The sequence below is a fragment of the Trinickia fusca genome, assembly GCF_003628145.1.
Classification (GTDB): domain Bacteria; phylum Pseudomonadota; class Gammaproteobacteria; order Burkholderiales; family Burkholderiaceae; genus Trinickia; species Trinickia fusca.
The window spans coordinates 193,622-208,291 of sequence record NZ_RBZV01000005.1; the positions used below are offsets into that span (position 1 = coordinate 193,622).

16 protein-coding genes are annotated in these 14,670 nt (G+C 63.8%); 9 read left to right on the forward strand and 7 right to left on the reverse strand.

Going from position 1 to position 14,670, the window contains the following annotated elements:
• Nucleotides 1-26 precede the first annotated feature (26 nt).
• Nucleotides 27-431 carry a DUF779 domain-containing protein gene (locus D7S89_RS14925; RefSeq protein ID WP_121278472.1) on the reverse strand — a complete coding sequence of 135 codons (405 nt, stop codon included), beginning with the start codon at nt 429-431 and terminating at the stop codon, nt 27-29.
• A gap of 50 nt (nt 432-481) precedes the next feature.
• Nucleotides 482-2,002: an aldehyde dehydrogenase gene (gene adh / locus D7S89_RS14930; protein WP_121278608.1), complete on the reverse strand. Its 1,521-nt coding sequence runs from the start codon at nt 2,000-2,002 to the stop codon at nt 482-484.
• 151 nt (nt 2,003-2,153) lie between these two features.
• Here adh and D7S89_RS14935 point away from each other — a divergent pair, with 151 nt between their 5' ends.
• Nucleotides 2,154-3,350: a sigma-54-dependent transcriptional regulator family protein gene (locus D7S89_RS14935; protein ID WP_121278473.1), complete on the forward strand. Its 1,197-nt coding sequence runs from the start codon at nt 2,154-2,156 to the stop codon at nt 3,348-3,350.
• Between the two features lie 55 nt (nt 3,351-3,405).
• On the opposite strand, the gene D7S89_RS14940 is transcribed toward D7S89_RS14935, so the two are convergent.
• Entirely contained in the window at nt 3,406-4,221 is an 816-nt protein-coding gene (locus tag D7S89_RS14940; protein WP_121278474.1) for an HNH endonuclease, read from the reverse strand.
• An 87-nt stretch (nt 4,222-4,308) separates the two neighbouring features.
• Complete coding sequence (locus D7S89_RS14945) at nt 4,309-5,556, reverse strand: MFS transporter (protein WP_121278475.1); 1,248 nt, start codon at nt 5,554-5,556, stop codon at nt 4,309-4,311.
• A 106-nt stretch (nt 5,557-5,662) separates the two neighbouring features.
• Between D7S89_RS14945 and D7S89_RS14950 the strand changes: the two genes are divergently transcribed.
• Nucleotides 5,663-6,577, forward strand: coding sequence for a LysR substrate-binding domain-containing protein (locus tag D7S89_RS14950; RefSeq protein ID WP_121278476.1), 915 nt, complete (start codon nt 5,663-5,665; stop codon nt 6,575-6,577).
• 3 nt (nt 6,578-6,580) lie between these two features.
• On the opposite strand, the gene D7S89_RS14955 is transcribed toward D7S89_RS14950, so the two are convergent.
• Entirely contained in the window at nt 6,581-7,516 is a 936-nt protein-coding gene (locus D7S89_RS14955; protein WP_121278477.1) for a LysR substrate-binding domain-containing protein, read from the reverse strand.
• Nucleotides 7,517-7,580: 64 nt separating this feature from the next.
• On the opposite strand from D7S89_RS14955, the gene D7S89_RS14960 reads away from it, so the two are divergent.
• On the forward strand, nt 7,581-8,474 hold the full coding sequence (locus D7S89_RS14960) for a DMT family transporter (RefSeq protein WP_121278478.1): 894 nt from the start codon (nt 7,581-7,583) through the stop codon (nt 8,472-8,474).
• A gap of 39 nt (nt 8,475-8,513) precedes the next feature.
• Here the strand turns inward: D7S89_RS14960 and D7S89_RS14965 are convergent, their stop codons facing one another.
• Nucleotides 8,514-9,314, reverse strand: coding sequence for a COG4705 family protein (locus D7S89_RS14965; RefSeq protein WP_121278479.1), 801 nt, complete (start codon nt 9,312-9,314; stop codon nt 8,514-8,516).
• A gap of 225 nt (nt 9,315-9,539) precedes the next feature.
• On the opposite strand from D7S89_RS14965, the gene D7S89_RS14970 reads away from it, so the two are divergent.
• From D7S89_RS14970 to D7S89_RS14990, 5 genes are all read left to right on the forward strand, one after another.
• Entirely contained in the window at nt 9,540-9,923 is a 384-nt protein-coding gene (locus D7S89_RS14970) for a DUF2946 domain-containing protein (protein WP_121278480.1), read from the forward strand.
• 170 nt (nt 9,924-10,093) lie between these two features.
• On the forward strand, nt 10,094-10,459 hold the full coding sequence (locus tag D7S89_RS14975; RefSeq protein ID WP_121278481.1) for a copper resistance CopC family protein: 366 nt from the start codon (nt 10,094-10,096) through the stop codon (nt 10,457-10,459).
• A gap of 65 nt (nt 10,460-10,524) precedes the next feature.
• On the forward strand, nt 10,525-10,908 hold the full coding sequence (locus D7S89_RS14980) for a DUF2946 domain-containing protein (RefSeq protein WP_245982928.1): 384 nt from the start codon (nt 10,525-10,527) through the stop codon (nt 10,906-10,908).
• A 61-nt stretch (nt 10,909-10,969) separates the two neighbouring features.
• Nucleotides 10,970-11,539, forward strand: coding sequence for a YcnI family protein (locus D7S89_RS14985; protein ID WP_121278483.1), 570 nt, complete (start codon nt 10,970-10,972; stop codon nt 11,537-11,539).
• Nucleotides 11,540-11,620: 81 nt separating this feature from the next.
• Complete coding sequence (locus D7S89_RS14990; protein WP_121278609.1) at nt 11,621-13,771, forward strand: TonB-dependent receptor family protein; 2,151 nt, start codon at nt 11,621-11,623, stop codon at nt 13,769-13,771.
• A 105-nt stretch (nt 13,772-13,876) separates the two neighbouring features.
• Here the strand turns inward: D7S89_RS14990 and D7S89_RS14995 are convergent, their stop codons facing one another.
• On the reverse strand, nt 13,877-14,164 hold the full coding sequence (locus D7S89_RS14995; protein ID WP_121278484.1) for a hypothetical protein: 288 nt from the start codon (nt 14,162-14,164) through the stop codon (nt 13,877-13,879).
• Nucleotides 14,165-14,253: 89 nt separating this feature from the next.
• Here D7S89_RS14995 and D7S89_RS15000 point away from each other — a divergent pair, with 89 nt between their 5' ends.
• Nucleotides 14,254-14,670, forward strand: coding sequence for a hypothetical protein (locus D7S89_RS15000; RefSeq protein ID WP_121278485.1), 417 nt, complete (start codon nt 14,254-14,256; stop codon nt 14,668-14,670).

Here is a 14,670-nt window from a genome sequence, read left to right on the forward strand (position 1 = left end):
CAAGCCGTGCGGTCTGCCACGGCGTTCTAGCCTTCGGAAGAAGGCCCATGCCGACACCCCCGCGGAGGCTCCCCTCGCGCCTCCAGTGCCTTCGCTTCCTCGTCCGTATAAAGTCGCGACCGAGTCAAAAACCTCAGCCCTTCCGGTGCTTCCAACGAAAACCCGGCTCCGCGTCCCGGTACGGCATCGATGATCAGATGCGTATGACGCCAATACTCGAATTGCGCTGCGCCGATATAAAACGGCTCGTTCTCCAGCATGCCAAGAAACACATCGACGTCGCCCACCTGAAACTCATTACGCGGATAGCACATCGGCGCGCTGCCATCACAGCAGCCGCCCGATTGATGAAACAACAGTGGCCCGTGACGTTGCCTGAGCTTCGCGATCAACGCGCGCGCCGCCTCTGTACACGATACGCGTTCGGTCATGTCAACCGGCCGGGCTTGCCGCCCGGCCGCTCCTTGGCTGTCGTAAGAGGTTAGAAGAAACCCAACGCCTTCGGGCTATAACTCACGAGCAAGTTCTTCGTTTGCTGATAGTGATTGAGCATCATGCGATGGTTCTCGCGGCCGATGCCCGATTGCTTGTAACCACCGAACGCCGCATGTGCCGGATAGGCGTGATAGCAATTCGTCCAGACGCGGCCCGCCTGAATCTCGCGGCCGAGCCGATAGGCGCGGCTGCCGTCGCGCGTCCACAAGCCGGCACCGAGACCATACAGACTATCGTTGGCAATCCTTAGCGCTTCTTCATCATCCTTGAACGTCGTTACCGACACCACCGGTCCGAAGATCTCCTCCTGAAAGATGCGCATGCGGTTATGGCCGAGGAATACCGTCGGCTCGACGTAGTAGCCGCCAGCGAGATCGCCGGATAGATGCCTCTGATTTCCCCCGGCGAGCACCTGCGCGCCTTCCTGGCGGCCGATGTCGATGTACGACAGGATCTTCTCGAGTTGATCGCTGCTTGCTTGCGCGCCGATCATCGTGTCGGTGTCGAGCGGGTCGCCACTCTTGATGGCCTGCACGCGCGTGAGCGCCTTGTCCATGAAGCGATCGTAGATCGACTCGTGAATCAGCGCCCGCGACGGGCACGTACACACTTCACCTTGATTCAGCGCGAACATGACGAAGCCTTCGATCGCTTTGTCGAGGAACTCGTCGTCGTGTGCAGCCACGTCGGAGAAGAACAGGTTCGGGCTTTTGCCACCGAGCTCGAGCGTCACCGGAATGATGTTCTGCGACGCGTACTGCATGATGAGCCGCCCGGTCGTCGTTTCGCCTGTGAACGCAATCTTCGCGATGCGCGGGTTGCTGGCGAGCGGTTTGCCGGCTTCGATGCCGAAGCCGTTGACGACGTTGACGACGCCGGGCGGCAGCACGTCGGCGATCAGCTCCATCACGAGCAGGATCGTGCTGGGCGTCTGCTCGGCCGGCTTGATGACGACGCAATTGCCGGCCGCCAGCGCCGGCGCGAGCTTCCATGCCGCCATCAGAATCGGGAAGTTCCACGGAATGATCTGTCCGACGACGCCGAGCGGCTCGTGGAAGTGGTAGGCGACCGTATCGTGATCGACCTCGCTGATCGAACCTTCCTGCGCGCGGATGACGCCGGCGAAGTAGCGGAAGTGGTCGACGGCGAGGGGCAGGTCGGCCGCCAACGTTTCACGCACAGGCTTGCCGTTTTCCCAGCACTCGGCCACAGCCAGCATTTCAAGGTTCTGCTCGAGTCGATCGGCGATCGTCAGCAGTACCTTGGCGCGCTCGGCCACGCTCGTGCGGCCCCATTTCTCGCGCGCGGCGTGCGAGGCGTCGAGCGCAAGCTCGATATCCTCAGCGGTGGAGCGTGGAATCTGACAGAACGGTTTGCCCGTGACCGGCGAAATGTTGTCGAAATACTCGCCTTTGACGGGCTCGACCCACTTGCCGTCGATGAAATTGCCGTAGCGGGCACGGAATGTGACCAGGCTGCCAGGCTGGTTGGGCTGGACGTAACGCATCGTTTCCTCCAAGGCGGTGTGGTTGTTCGTGCACCGTAGCGCCACCGGGGTTGGCGGAAGGTAGGTTGGGGAAACGCATGATGCGGCTGGGCGAGCGTTGCTTTACCATCGCAGATCTACATTGGAGACAGCTCGATCGGGAGGCCGGACGATGCCGTATTCCCGCCAAGCCTTGCGCAGTCGCCGTGCAGTGCTCGAACGGGACTGGGCGAGTTACGGCCGCGCACCGGTGCAGGCATCCTTGCCTGCCGCGGTGGGCAGCGATGTGTTGCATTCCTGGCGCCGTTCGTTCGCACAGGTGCCCGATTCGCGCCGCGCCGCGCCCGTCGACGAGGCGGCCGAGTCGTCCTGGCTGGCGTCGCCTTTACGGCGGGCGGCTTCGCCTTTGCTCGACGAGCTGTCGCAACTCGCCGAGGAGGGCGGGCTCGTGGCCGCGATCGGCGATGAAACCGGGCGGCTGCTGTGGACGTCGGCGGCTCGGCCGATGCTGCGCCGTGCGGCTCAGGTGCATTTCGTGCCAGGCGGGCGGTGGGATGAAGCGTCGATCGGTACCAATGCGCTGTCGATGGCGCTGGGGCAGCAGCGGCCCGTTACCGTATTCTCGGCGGAGCATTACGTCGAAACGGTGCACGATTGGGTCTGCTATGCCGCTCCGATCGCCGACCCGACGAGCGGGTGCATCGCCGGTGTCGTCGACCTGTCCACGACATGGGACAAACACAATCCGCTGGGCCTCGCCGCAGCCGCTTCGTTCGCGCAGCGCATCGCCGCACTATTGCCGCAACTGGCGGCGCAAGCCGAGCTCGAGCTGTGCGTACTCGGCGAGCCCGTCGTGCGTTTTAGGGGGCGGCGGCTCAAGCTGACGCGTCGGCATGTCGAGATTCTGTGTCTGCTCGCCATGGCCCCGGAAGGGCTGAGCCTCGACGCGCTGCATGCACAGCTTTATGGCGATGCTTCGGTATCGCTGGGTACGTTGAAGGCCGAGATTTCGCATCTGCGGCGTGAACTCGCAGGCGCAATCGATTCGCGGCCCTATCGGCTGACGGTGCCTGTGAAAGCGGATTTTCTCGCGGTCGAAGATGCGCTCGGGCGCGGCTCGTTCGACGATGCGCTGAGCACTTATCCGGCGCTGCTGCTGCCGTGTTCGCAAGCGCCGGCCATCAGCGAGCGCCGCCATTTCATCGAAGCGGGCATTGTCAAGGCCGTGTGGAATTGTGTCGACGCGGAGACGCTATGGCGCTATGCCTCGCGCGTCGACGATTCAAGTGCGCTCGAACGGTTGCTCGCGCTGTTGCCGCGGGATGACCCGCGGCGGCCGTTGTTGACGAGGCGCCTTGCGGAAGGATGAAGGCTGATGCTCGGGCCTACGGGCCTGATGAAGCACTTCGTTACGCCGGCCGCCGTTAGTTGCGCTGCGGCGGCGATTTCTGGCCGAAATCGGGCACGATGCAGTCGTGCAGGTATTTGCCGAATGCGTCGATGTCATTCAGATAGCACGTGATGGCCGATGCGGTTGGGTCGACGTAGCGGTCGATGCCGTCGCGCTCTTCCCACCGAAAGTCGATCACCGTCTCCTTTGGGAGGATTCGGAACTGCGGGCGTTCGGATAGCGTGTAGAGGATTCGAACGATCTCCGTTTGCCGGGCCTTCAATTCCGGGGCATAACACCAATTTGCGTAGTCGCTTTGCATGAAGCGAGGATGGTTCGAAAGGAAGAAATGCCTCACTTCGCGTGCTGTGTCGGATGGCAATGCAATTCGTCCTCCACGGGCGTCCCAGCGCAGATTGAATAGCGCCTTGCAGGCATCTTGCTGCTCCGCGATAAAGGCGCGTGCCTTGGCGTATTCGCTGTCGAGTGGTGACGAGCCCGTCGGCAAGGGCGGACGCCCAATCCGTCCCTTGTACGCTTCGATGGCGGTTTGTTTCCACCTATGCAGGACATCGGCTTTGTGAAGGTCGATAAAGCGATCGATTCGACGATGGCAGCTCGGGCACAGCCAGATGCCGTTCGATGCCGACTCGCGTTCTTCGTCGCTCTGGTTCTCGTCGTAACGCGGTGCATCGGGGCGGCTGCCGCAAATGTGTGCGCCGTCGCCGATATTCTGCTTGTTGCCTACCCGCTGGCCCGGCATCCCCGTGGGTATGCCGCAATGCGGCGCCGAGCAGATGCCGCCCACTTCAGCGGCCAATTCGACGCGGATCTTGTCGACAAACGGCATGACGTGTTCCTGTTGTTGTGGTTATGCCGATTATCGCGCGAAGCGCGGCAACACCCCTTGCAAACGGACCATTCAAGCGCGGTTAGTTCACTGCGAAGTCACCGACTGCGCCACCGGTTGCGCGACGCGCGACGGCGCGAAATACCAGAGGGCCGCCGCCGTTTGCATGACGATCAATACGGCCCAGACGGTCTGATGCGCGAGTGCCGGATGCGAGCCGCCCTGTGTCGGCCAGTGTCCGAGTGCCGCACCGATGGCCACTTGGAGGGCGAAGATGCCGACGAAGATCACGAGCGTGAGCGTCGTGTTCACGCGGCCGATCAGTTGTACCGGAAAGTATTTGGCGAGGACCGAGTAGGTGAGAATGCCCGTCCCGCCCAGCGCCCCATACGCCGCCCACAGGACCGGTTCGGGCAGCGGCACGCGGGCGGCGATGATCGCTTGAACGACAACGAAGAGCATCATCGTCACGCCGGAGAATCGGTGTACCGACACACCGTTGCGCTCGAGCATGCGCGCAAGCGCGCCGAAGGCGATATTGCCCACGATGAAGGCGGTGCCGAGCACCGATACGAGTGACGCGGCACGGGCGGCCGCGTGGTCGGTGTTTTGCAGCACGACGTCGCGCAGAAACGCTCCCACCCAAAGCGACTGCATCGCATAGAAGACGCTTTGCGAGAGTGCGGAGAACGTCGCGGTTTTCCAGAACGCGTGGCTGCTCAACACGCTCCAAGTCCCCTTGATCTGCTCGAGCGTGCTTGTGTGCCTATGCGGGGCCGGCGAGGACGGCGTGAATACCCAAATGGACGCCGCGACGACCACCGTGACGATCGTGAGATCGAAACAGATCGTGCGCCAGCCGGTGACCGATAGCAGCCATGTCAGGGGCGTGCCGACCACGACGCCGCCGAGCCCACCGGCTGCCATGACGAGGCCGTTGATCAACGTCAGCTGGCTGCCCGGAAAATACTGCGCGGTGGCCTTGAATGCGCCACCGAGACAGACCGACATCCCGATGCCGATCAGCAGACGCCCGAGCATCATGGTGCCGAGGCTGTGCGCGGCGCCGAACATGAACACGCCGAGCGCTGCGATGAGCATCGTGCATGCGGTCACGCGAGCCGGCCCAAAGCGGTCGAGCAAGACCCCGGCTGGAATTTGAGCGCCGGCGAAGCCGAGAAAGTAGAGACTCGTCAGCGTGCCCAGGTCGGTGGCCGACAAACCCAAGTCATGGGTTAGAAAGGGGGCGAACCCGAGATTCACGCCCCGGAACAGATACGAAACGAAATAGCCGAGTGAGAAGAAGACGAAAACACGTAGTCTGGCGGCTTTCATGATGCGGCAGATTTTTCTATTGAATTTGAACGTTCGAGTATCTGCGACAAAGCCAGCCCAAGCCAGCGAGAGATTTTGGCGGGGATTGTGAGTAAAATTTGACGGTATGGCTACGTCACTTCCCCCTTTACAGGCTCTACGCGCGCTAGAAGCGGCTGCGCGCAGGCGCAGCTTCAGCCGCGCTGCCGAAGAATTACATTTGACACATAGTGCCGTCAGCCATCATCTTCGAGGGCTCGAAGCGCAGCTCGGCGTCGAACTGTTTCGCCGGGTCGGTGCGCACATGATCCCCACGGCCGCGGGTGCGCAACTGGCTGAGCGCGTGCGGCATAGCCTCGACGACCTGCGCGATGCGCTGGACGTGGCTCGCCGCGCCACGGGCGCCGGCGGCGCGGCAAGGCTCGAGGTCAGCGCGATGTCGGATTTGCTGTCGCTTTGGCTGATGCCGCGGCTCGGCGATTTCTATGACCAGCATCCGCTGATCGACCTCACCCTGCACATGCACGCCGACGTCGTTCCACCGGACCCGTACTCGGTCGACGTCGGGATCTGGCATCGTCGGGTCGACGAATCGGGCTTCCAGATTCGCAAGCTGCTGGATGACCAGGTGATCGCGGTGTGCAGCCCGGCATTGCTGGCTCGCTATCCGGATTTCACCATCGAGGATCTACCGACGATGCCGCTGCTGCGTTTCACGCGGCGGTCCTGGCGCGACTTCTTCGAGGCCGCCGGTTTGCAAGCGGACGAGCCCGATCGCGGACCGATCTTCGACGACGCCGGCTTGATGTTGCAGGCAACCCTTTCAGGGCACGGTGTCGCCACGGCACGGCTCCAGATGGCGCGCGACTACCTCGAGCGTGGTGCGCTGGTCCAGCTTGGTCACGTGAGGATCCCCGCGTCGCTCGACTATTTCTTTACATGGCGGGCAGGGCATCCGCGTGAAGCCGCGATTCTGCAGTTCTACAAGTGGATCAAGGGACAACTGCGCAATCAGGCGTCGACGTCCATCGTTCGGCGGTGACGATCAACGCGCTCGCCGATGCGATAACGGCGCATGCCGGCTCGTCCCCCTCTCTTGCGCGGCGCGACGCATGCGCGCCATCAATTCGATGACTTCGGGGCGGGTCTCACGCTTGGCCGTCAGCAGATGATAGGAACGCGGCGATGCGACCTCGAAGCGGCTCACTCGCACGAGATCGTGCTTGCTCAGCCATGCATCGGCGACAGGCACGCGGGCCAGTGCGATGCCGAGACCCGCTTGCGCAGCTGCGAGCACGACGTTGTAGTCCTCGAATCGGCGATCCTGTGGACGCGGTTTCAATGCGATGCCATGCGGCGCGAACCACGCGCGCCAGCCCGTCAGCTCAGAGTCGTGCAGCAGTGGCCAGTCGAGCAGATGCCGGGGGTCTTTGGCGCGTAGCTGCGAGGCGAGGGCGGGGGCGGCGACAGGATAGAGCGTCTCCGGCATCAATGGCTCGACGTCGACACCGCGCCAGGGGCCGCTGCCATAGCGCACGGCGATGTCGACTGCGCCGGCGGCCACATCGGCATTGCGATGCTCGACGGCGAGCTCGATCCTCAAGGCCGGTGGCCCTGCTTCGAGCGCAGGCAGGCGATCGAGCAGCCATAGGTTAGCGAAGGCCGGTGACACGCTGATCTTGACGAGCCGCGGTGCCGCGCGGGTACGCCATTGGTCGGTGGCGCCGTCGATGATCGAGAACGCCTGCTCGATGCGCCCGAGCAAGATCTGGCCATCGGGCGTCAGCCGCACGCCACGCCCATGCCGCTCGAACAGTGCGTAGCCGAGCCAGTTCTCGACGGCCTGGACGCGGCGGCTGATGGCGCCGTGCGTGACGCCGGTCGCTTCGGCCGCTGCACTGAACGAGCCTTCGCGGGCGACGGTGCAGACCGTCTCGAGGCTGGCCAGCGGCGGGCGGGCCGTCAATGGGGTGTGCGCCATGATCACATCTCGCTATCGATTTGTGCGCTAGCTTAACAGCCGCAAAATCCGCACGATAGCGGATATGAATACCTCCCTGACATCTCGTTCCTCGACGTTCCCGTTGCTTGCCGCAGGGGCCGTCGCTTTTACCGTACTTTCGTGGGCCAGCGCGTTTCCCTTCATCCGCATCGGATTGCAAGGCCTTGCGCCGCTGCAATTGGGCGCCGCCCGCTTTGCGACCGCCGCGTTGCTTGTCCTGGCGTGGATCGTCTATGCGCGGCCCAAGCCGCCTTCGCTACGCGATGCGGTCCGCTTCGGGCTGTGCGGTCTGTTCGGCATCGCCATCTACAACGCGCTGCTCAACACAGGCGAGAAGACGGTTGCCGCCGGCGCCGCAAGCTTCATCGTCAATACGCTGCCGATCTTCACGGCGTTGTTCGCGACGGTGTTTCTGCGCGAGAAATTCAATCGCTGGGGCTGGCTCGGATCGCTGTTCAGTTTCGCGGGGATCGGTGTGATCGCCTATGCGCAGCCGGGCGGCTTGATGCCGGGAGCAGGGGCGAGCTTGATCCTGCTGGCCGCGATCAGCTCGGCCACGTACTTCGTGCTGCAAAGGCCGTTGATCGCGGTGTACGGCCCGCTTCCTTGCACGGCCTATACCTTGCTGGCCGGCGCGTTGCTGCTTTCGCCGTGGCTGCCGGGTGCGCTCGCAGCACTGCCCGCCGCACCGCCGGCTACCGCGAAGGCCGTGCTGATGCTCGGCGTATTCCCGGCAGCGCTCGGTTATGCAACGTGGACTTACGCGCTCGGCTACTTCGGTGCGGCGCGCGCGGCCAACTTTCTGTATCTGACGCCGGCCATGGCCACCGTGCTGTCGATGCTGCTGACGGGCGAGCGTGTCCATGCGGAGACGGTGACGGGCGGGCTCATGGTGGTCGCCGGTGTGGCGTTCGTGGCGTGGCGTGGGCGGCGCTGAGCGAGCGGCGGCCCACGCATGCAGTTATGCAGTCAGGACTCAATCGGCGGCGGATGAGGCGGCTTGGGGTGCCGAGCCCGCGCCCAGACGTTGAAGCACGAGGACGATGGCCATCGCGGCAAGGATCGTCAGCGAGGCCGAGACGCGATCGAGTGCGAGGCCGCCTTGCGCGTGGGCCTTGGTCAGCGTATCGCCGAGCGTGGCGCCAAGCGGACGCGTGATGACATAGGCGGACCAGAACAGCACGCTCATCGGGACGCGCTTGCTCCAGCGCCACGTAACGGCGACGATCGCCAGCAGGCCGGCGAACACCAGCGCGCCACCCTCGAAGCCGAGGCCCGCCGAGTCGGCCGCAAAATCGCCGAGCGCCGTGCCGAGCGTGTTCGATACCAGAATGGCGACCCAGTAGAACACCTCGTCTTTGGGCCGCGCGATATGCGCGTATTCGATGCGGCCACACACACGCCGCCACGCGAACAGGATCGCCAGCACGGCGAGCAGCAGCGCGGCCGACGACGCCACGTAGCCAAGGCCGACGGTGCGGTCGAGGAAGTCGGACAGCGTCGTGCCGACCGTCGTCGTCGCGATCACGACGCACCAATACACGGGTGCACGATAGCGATCGGCGCGCACCTGCAGCGTCAACGTGACGGCGAAGAACGCCAGGAAGATCAGCGTGGCGACGGCATAGCCGAGGTTGAACGTCATCGATAGCGCGTCGCCGCCGGTTTCGCCGACCGTCGTCGCGAGGATCTTGGCGAGCCAGAACGTTGCTGTGACGGCGGGTACCTTACTGAGTAATGTGTCGTGCTGGAAAGCGATGTCCGTGCGGGTCGTCATCGTGAGTCCTCCGTAACTGAAACTGAAACCGAAGCCTGCTTATCGGGAAGCAAGGAGAGATACAAAGCCGCCAGTGTGCCCGCATCAAGCTTAAGAATCCCTTATGCGGCTGCATGGCTGCGGTTCGTGTGTCCGGAACTGCGGCGTATCGAAGCACAAGAGGGCGACGTTTGCGTGGCATAATCGCGCCTCGTTTACATCAGACCGTTTTACGTCGGCATCGGCATGGTGCGTCTTCGCCTCGAGAGAATCGGCTGTCTGCTCGGATTGCTTGCAATCCTGATGGCGACGCTCGCGCCGACGATTTCGCAGGCCATGGCGGCGCGAACGCGTGTCGATGCGCTGGCCGCTACCTATTGCTCGGCCCAGCAGAGCGGCACCGCCGATGGCACGGGCAACCGGTCGTCGACCGACGGTGCGCTCGCCCATCTGCAGGCGTGCGGCTACTGCCATCTGTTCGCGCACGCGCCAGTACTTCCTACCCCTGAGCTGTCCTTCGATGCCGTCGTCTGGGTCATTCAAGCGCGCGTGACGGCGCGCTACGAAAGCCTGCGACGTGTCGCGCCGCTCACTGCCGCGCGACCTCGCGCTCCCCCTTTCCTCGCTTGACGCACTTCGACTGCTAGCGACGCCTTCAACGCGTCGCGGTGGTGCTTGCTCGCGCGCAGGCACGATCTGTGTGCGTGTTCGTGCGCGCAGGTGCGGTCGACGATCCATCGCCGATTCGATCGGCACCCTCCATTCTTTCAACGATTCGTTTGTTTGCTATGACTACGTCTATGAAAAACGCTCTGTTCGTTCGCGGCGCGCTGGCCGCGTTGTTGGTCGCAGTGGCTCCGCTCGCGTTGTCGCATGCGTTGCCGAAAGTGCAACAACCTGCTTCGGGGGCTACGGTGGCCGAAGCGCCACACGAGGTGTCGATCGAGTTCGGCGAGGCGCTCGAGCCCGCATTCAGCTCGATCGCCGTGGCCGATGCCAACGGCAAGTCCGTGCTCGAGGGGCAATCGGCCGTCGATGGCGGCGATGCCAAGAAGATGCACGCGGCGCTGTCGAAGCTCGCGCCGGGGACTTACACGGTGACGTGGACAGCCGTCGCCAGCGATGGCCACCGCACGCAAGGGCATTACAGCTTCACGGTGAAGTAAGGGCGCATCGACGTGACAAGGGTGCGCGCGACGGTTACGGCATGGCGTGAGCGACGAGGGGCATGATGCGTCGTCGTCACGCTACGTGTGCCGCATGGACGGGCCTGATCGCGATCTGGCTCGCCATCGTCGCACCCATCGTCACCCAATGGCTGGCCTCACAAGAAGAGGCGGGCGCGACCTTCACTGCCACGCTGTGCTCGGCGCGCCCGCTCGACGCTCGCAATAGCCCCGACCGCGCCACGTCATCGCCACCTTCGCATCACGCGAAATCTTGTGGCTACTGCAATCTGCTCGCGCATCATCCGCCGCTCACACACGCGATATGGGCGGACTGGGCGGTTTTGCATGCAGACGTGCCAAGAGCGCACCGGGCTGCCTCTACCGTGCGCGTATCGGTGCGATTCGCGCTGGCTTGCCCGCGCGGGCCACCGCACATGGTTTCCTGATCGTTGCTTCGCGCTGCCGTTGTGGGCAGCGCCTGACTGACTCTCCAACCTGGAAACCGACATGCACACTCCCTTTCTCGGGCGCGGGCACGGCTGCGGCCGTCTCACGCTTATCGCAGCCATCACGCTGATCGCCGGCGTTGCCACCTCGTTGTGCGCTCATGCGCATATCACCGCTCAACCGAACGAAGGTGCAGCGGGCAGCTACTTCGAAACGGCGCTCAAGGTGCCGCACGGCTGCGATGGTTCACCGACCGTCGCGCTGCGCGTCGCGATGCCCGACGGCGTGACGTCCGTCAAGCCGCAAATGAAGCCGGGCTGGCACGTGGACATCGAACGGCGTCCGCTCGATCCGCCGCTCAAAGGCGAGCATGGCACGACGATCGCCGAAGTCGTGACGGCCGTGCAATGGAGCGGCAATTCGCTGCCCGACAGCCAGTACGACACGTTCGGCATCGTGATGAAGCTGCCCGACGAAGCGGGCAAGACGCTCTATTTCCCTGTCGTGCAGACCTGCGAGAGTGGCCGTCGCGAATGGACCGACATTCCGGCCGAAGGGCAGAGCTGGCACGCCGTGCACAGCCCCGCGCCGTTCGTCCGCGTCGCGTCTGGCGCGGCGCACGCGCACTGACCTGCATTCGCTACAGGGCGGTCAAGCATCACAGAAGTGCAACCGCCCGAACAAGAACAAAAGCAAGAGGATTTGAAGACCATGTTTGAACTGACTACGCGCCGGCGTGCGCTGTCGGGTGTCGCGGCATTGCTGGCGACGCATACATTCGCGCAGGCCGCCGAGAGCGCGCCGGCAACAGCCGCTGTATCGGCATCCACATCGACATCGACGCTGGCGTTACGCGAAACCACGCTGCCGCCCGTGATCGTCAACGGCGCGAGTGCGAACTCGCTGACGTCGCAGCCGGCGACGACGCGCAAGCGGGTGCTCGACGAGACGGTCGGCTCGGTCGGCTTCGTCGACAGCGAGAGCTACGCAAACACGTATGCCTTTACGCTGCGCGACGTGTTGAAGAATGTGCCCGGTGTGTTCGCGCAGAGCCGCTACGGGCAGGAGATGCGTTTGTCGATTCGCGGCTCGGGGATAGCGCGTTCGTATCACACGCGCGGGCTCGAGATCCTGCAAGACGGCATCCCGACGAATCTGGCCGATGGCAGCGGCGACTACTACCAGATCGATCCGCTCGCGCTCAATGCGGCCGAAGTCTACAAGGGCGGCAACGGTCTTGCGTATGGCTCGGCAACGCTCGGCGGCGCGATCGACTTCATCACGCCGACGGCCTATACGGCAATCGCGCCGAACGTCGTGCGTCTCGAAGGCGGCAGCTATGGAACGGTGCGTACCAGTGCCCAGTTCTCGCGTGTGGTGGGGCCGCTCGATTTCATCGGTACGTTCACCGTCGACCATAACGATGGTTTCCGCCAACATGAGCGCGGGCAATACGAGCAATTCAACGCGAACGTCGGCTATCGGTTCAGCCCGCGCGTGGAGACGCGCTTCTACCTCGGCGCCTATATCGTCGATCAGCAATTGCCGGGCACGCTGTCGCTCTACGACGCCTTGCACAATCCGACCAAGGCCGCCGCAAGCGCGCTCGCGGGCGATCAGGCGCGCAATACGCGCACCGAACGCATCGCGAATCGCACGACGGTCAAGCTCGACGTCGGCCAGCTCGACTTCAGCACGTGGGCGATTCACAAGAGCTTGTATCACCCGATCTTTCAAGTCATCGATCAGGATGGCTGGACGTACGGCTTCGCGCCGCGCTATACGGCCACGCTGTCGCTTGGTGGCATGCGCGACGACGTGATCGCGGGCGCGCGTTTTTTCGGCGGTAACACGGCGAATCGCCAATACGTGAACGTGGCCGGCAATCGTGGCGCGCAAACGCTCGATTCGACGCAAAGCGCCTACAACTACGAGGCGTATGTCGAGAGTCGCCTGTTCTTCCTGCCGACGGTCGCGTTGATGACGGGCCTCAAGGCATTGCGCGACGTGCGCGAGTATGTCGATCACGGCGGGCTGGTGGCCGATCCGCAGTACAAGTCGACGAGCGCGACCTACAGCGGCCTCGATCCGAAGGCGGGGCTGATGTGGCAGCCGAGCCGCGACATCCAGGCGTTCGTCGACATCACGCGCAGCCAGGACGTGCCCGACTTCGGCGACCTGAACCAAACGTTTTCGAACACGATGCGCTTCGTGCCGTTGCGTTCGCAGCATGCATGGACGCTCGAAATCGGCACGCGCGGCAGCCGCGACCGTATGAGCTGGGACGTGACGGCCTATCGCTCGCTCGTGCGCGATCAGCTGTTGCAGTACACGACGAACCCCGACGTTCCGGCCTCGACGTTCAACGCGAACAAGACCGTGCTGCAAGGCATCGAGGCATCGGCATCGGTCGATCTGATGCGCGACATTGCGCGTGCCGGCGCCGGCGACAAGCTCACCTTCTCGGCACTGTGGAACTACAGCGATTTTCGCTTCAAGGACGATCCGCAATACGGCAACAACCGTATTGCAGGCGTGCCCGTGAACGTGTTGCGTGCCGCGCTTGGCTATTCGCAGCCGAACGGCTTTCATGTCAGCGCCAGTGTCGATTGGGTGCCGGCTGGCGCGTGGGCCGACGACGCCAATACATTGCGCGTGCCCGGCTACACGTTGCTCGGCTTGCAGGCCGGCATCGATCTGCGCAACGGCCTGTCGCTGTTCGTCGATGCGCGCAATCTGACGAACAAGCGCTACGTCAGCGACATCAGTACCGTCGCCAACGCACGCACGGTCAGCAACACGGCCATCTTCTATCCCGGTGAGGGACGCAGCGTATTCGCAGGCATGCGCTACGCGTTCTGAGGCTGAGCGGACGACGCGCGCCGTGGGCGTGTCCGACGACGCGCGTGAGGGTGTAGTCCGTAGTCCGCGGCGCCGCACGTCGGAAAAGACGGCGCCGCGCGGCGCTCAACGCGGCAGAACGCGCTTGCGTGGATCGACACAGCGGCGCGGGTCGACGGGTTCCGGCGCGTGATGATGCTTGGGGGCCGGCTGCGCAGCCAGCAGATGGTCGGCGAGCTTCGCGATCTCGAGCAGCAATTGCATGCCGTCGGGCCCCGCTACGTGCGGGACGCCCGGCTCGTGCGCCATCTTCAATCCTTCGACTGCCAGCTCGGCGACGGGCTCGAGGACCGAGGCCGTGCGATGCGCATGGCCTCGGCCTGGGTGGGGTTTCGGTTTGCGGTTCTCTTCCATCAAGGCGTCTCCGACAAGCGAACTGAAATTGACTGTGTTGCGTATCGACACTATCATACGAAATCAAATCGATGCCCATCGTAACATATATGACGCGTAGCCTTGGCAAACCGAGGAGTGATCTGATCGACCTGCTGAAGTCGCGGGTCGGGCAGATGGTCGCCCGTCGCATCGACGAAGCGTATGGCGTGACGCCTTCACCGGAGGAGCGGCGTCGGCTTCAGCGCAGGGCCGCGCGGATGGTGGCGCTCGTGCGCGAGATGAATCGCGACCAGCTCGAGGCGTGCGACCCGGAGCTGGACCGTTTCTTTGCTGCGATGCCGTTCGGCGACGCGATCGCCGTGGCGATCGAGATCGAATTCAAATGGCCGCATCACATCGACACGCTGCCCGAGGCGAGCCGGCGGCTGAACCTCGTCCGCAAGGCGGGGCAATACGCGACGTTGCTGAGCGAGGAGAAGATCGCGAGCATCTTCGAACGCGTCTCGCGCATGGAGCGGCGCTAG

Excerpts from the sequence above, each read along its gene's own strand:
- D7S89_RS14960 (WP_121278478.1), top strand. The coding sequence starts at position 7,581 with ATGAATACCTCCCTGACATCTCGTTCCTCGACGTTCCCGTTGCTTGCC.
- D7S89_RS15000 (WP_121278485.1), top strand. The coding sequence starts at position 14,254 with ATGACGCGTAGCCTTGGCAAACCGAGGAGTGATCTGATCGACCTGCTG.
- D7S89_RS14985 (WP_121278483.1), top strand. The coding sequence starts at position 10,970 with ATGCACACTCCCTTTCTCGGGCGCGGGCACGGCTGCGGCCGTCTCACG.
- D7S89_RS14975 (WP_121278481.1), top strand. The coding sequence starts at position 10,094 with ATGAAAAACGCTCTGTTCGTTCGCGGCGCGCTGGCCGCGTTGTTGGTC.
- D7S89_RS14995 (WP_121278484.1), bottom strand. The coding sequence starts at position 14,164 with ATGGAAGAGAACCGCAAACCGAAACCCCACCCAGGCCGAGGCCATGCG.
- D7S89_RS14990 (WP_121278609.1), top strand. The coding sequence starts at position 11,621 with ATGTTTGAACTGACTACGCGCCGGCGTGCGCTGTCGGGTGTCGCGGCA.
- D7S89_RS14940 (WP_121278474.1), bottom strand. The coding sequence starts at position 4,221 with ATGCCGTTTGTCGACAAGATCCGCGTCGAATTGGCCGCTGAAGTGGGC.
- D7S89_RS14950 (WP_121278476.1), top strand. The coding sequence starts at position 5,663 with ATGGCTACGTCACTTCCCCCTTTACAGGCTCTACGCGCGCTAGAAGCG.
- D7S89_RS14970 (WP_121278480.1), top strand. The coding sequence starts at position 9,540 with ATGGTGCGTCTTCGCCTCGAGAGAATCGGCTGTCTGCTCGGATTGCTT.
- D7S89_RS14980 (WP_245982928.1), top strand. The coding sequence starts at position 10,525 with ATGCGTCGTCGTCACGCTACGTGTGCCGCATGGACGGGCCTGATCGCG.
- D7S89_RS14965 (WP_121278479.1), bottom strand. The coding sequence starts at position 9,314 with ATGACGACCCGCACGGACATCGCTTTCCAGCACGACACATTACTCAGT.
- adh (WP_121278608.1), bottom strand. The coding sequence starts at position 2,002 with ATGCGTTACGTCCAGCCCAACCAGCCTGGCAGCCTGGTCACATTCCGT.
- D7S89_RS14925 (WP_121278472.1), bottom strand. The coding sequence starts at position 431 with ATGACCGAACGCGTATCGTGTACAGAGGCGGCGCGCGCGTTGATCGCG.
- D7S89_RS14935 (WP_121278473.1), top strand. The coding sequence starts at position 2,154 with ATGCCGTATTCCCGCCAAGCCTTGCGCAGTCGCCGTGCAGTGCTCGAA.
- D7S89_RS14945 (WP_121278475.1), bottom strand. The coding sequence starts at position 5,556 with ATGAAAGCCGCCAGACTACGTGTTTTCGTCTTCTTCTCACTCGGCTAT.
- D7S89_RS14955 (WP_121278477.1), bottom strand. The coding sequence starts at position 7,516 with ATGGCGCACACCCCATTGACGGCCCGCCCGCCGCTGGCCAGCCTCGAG.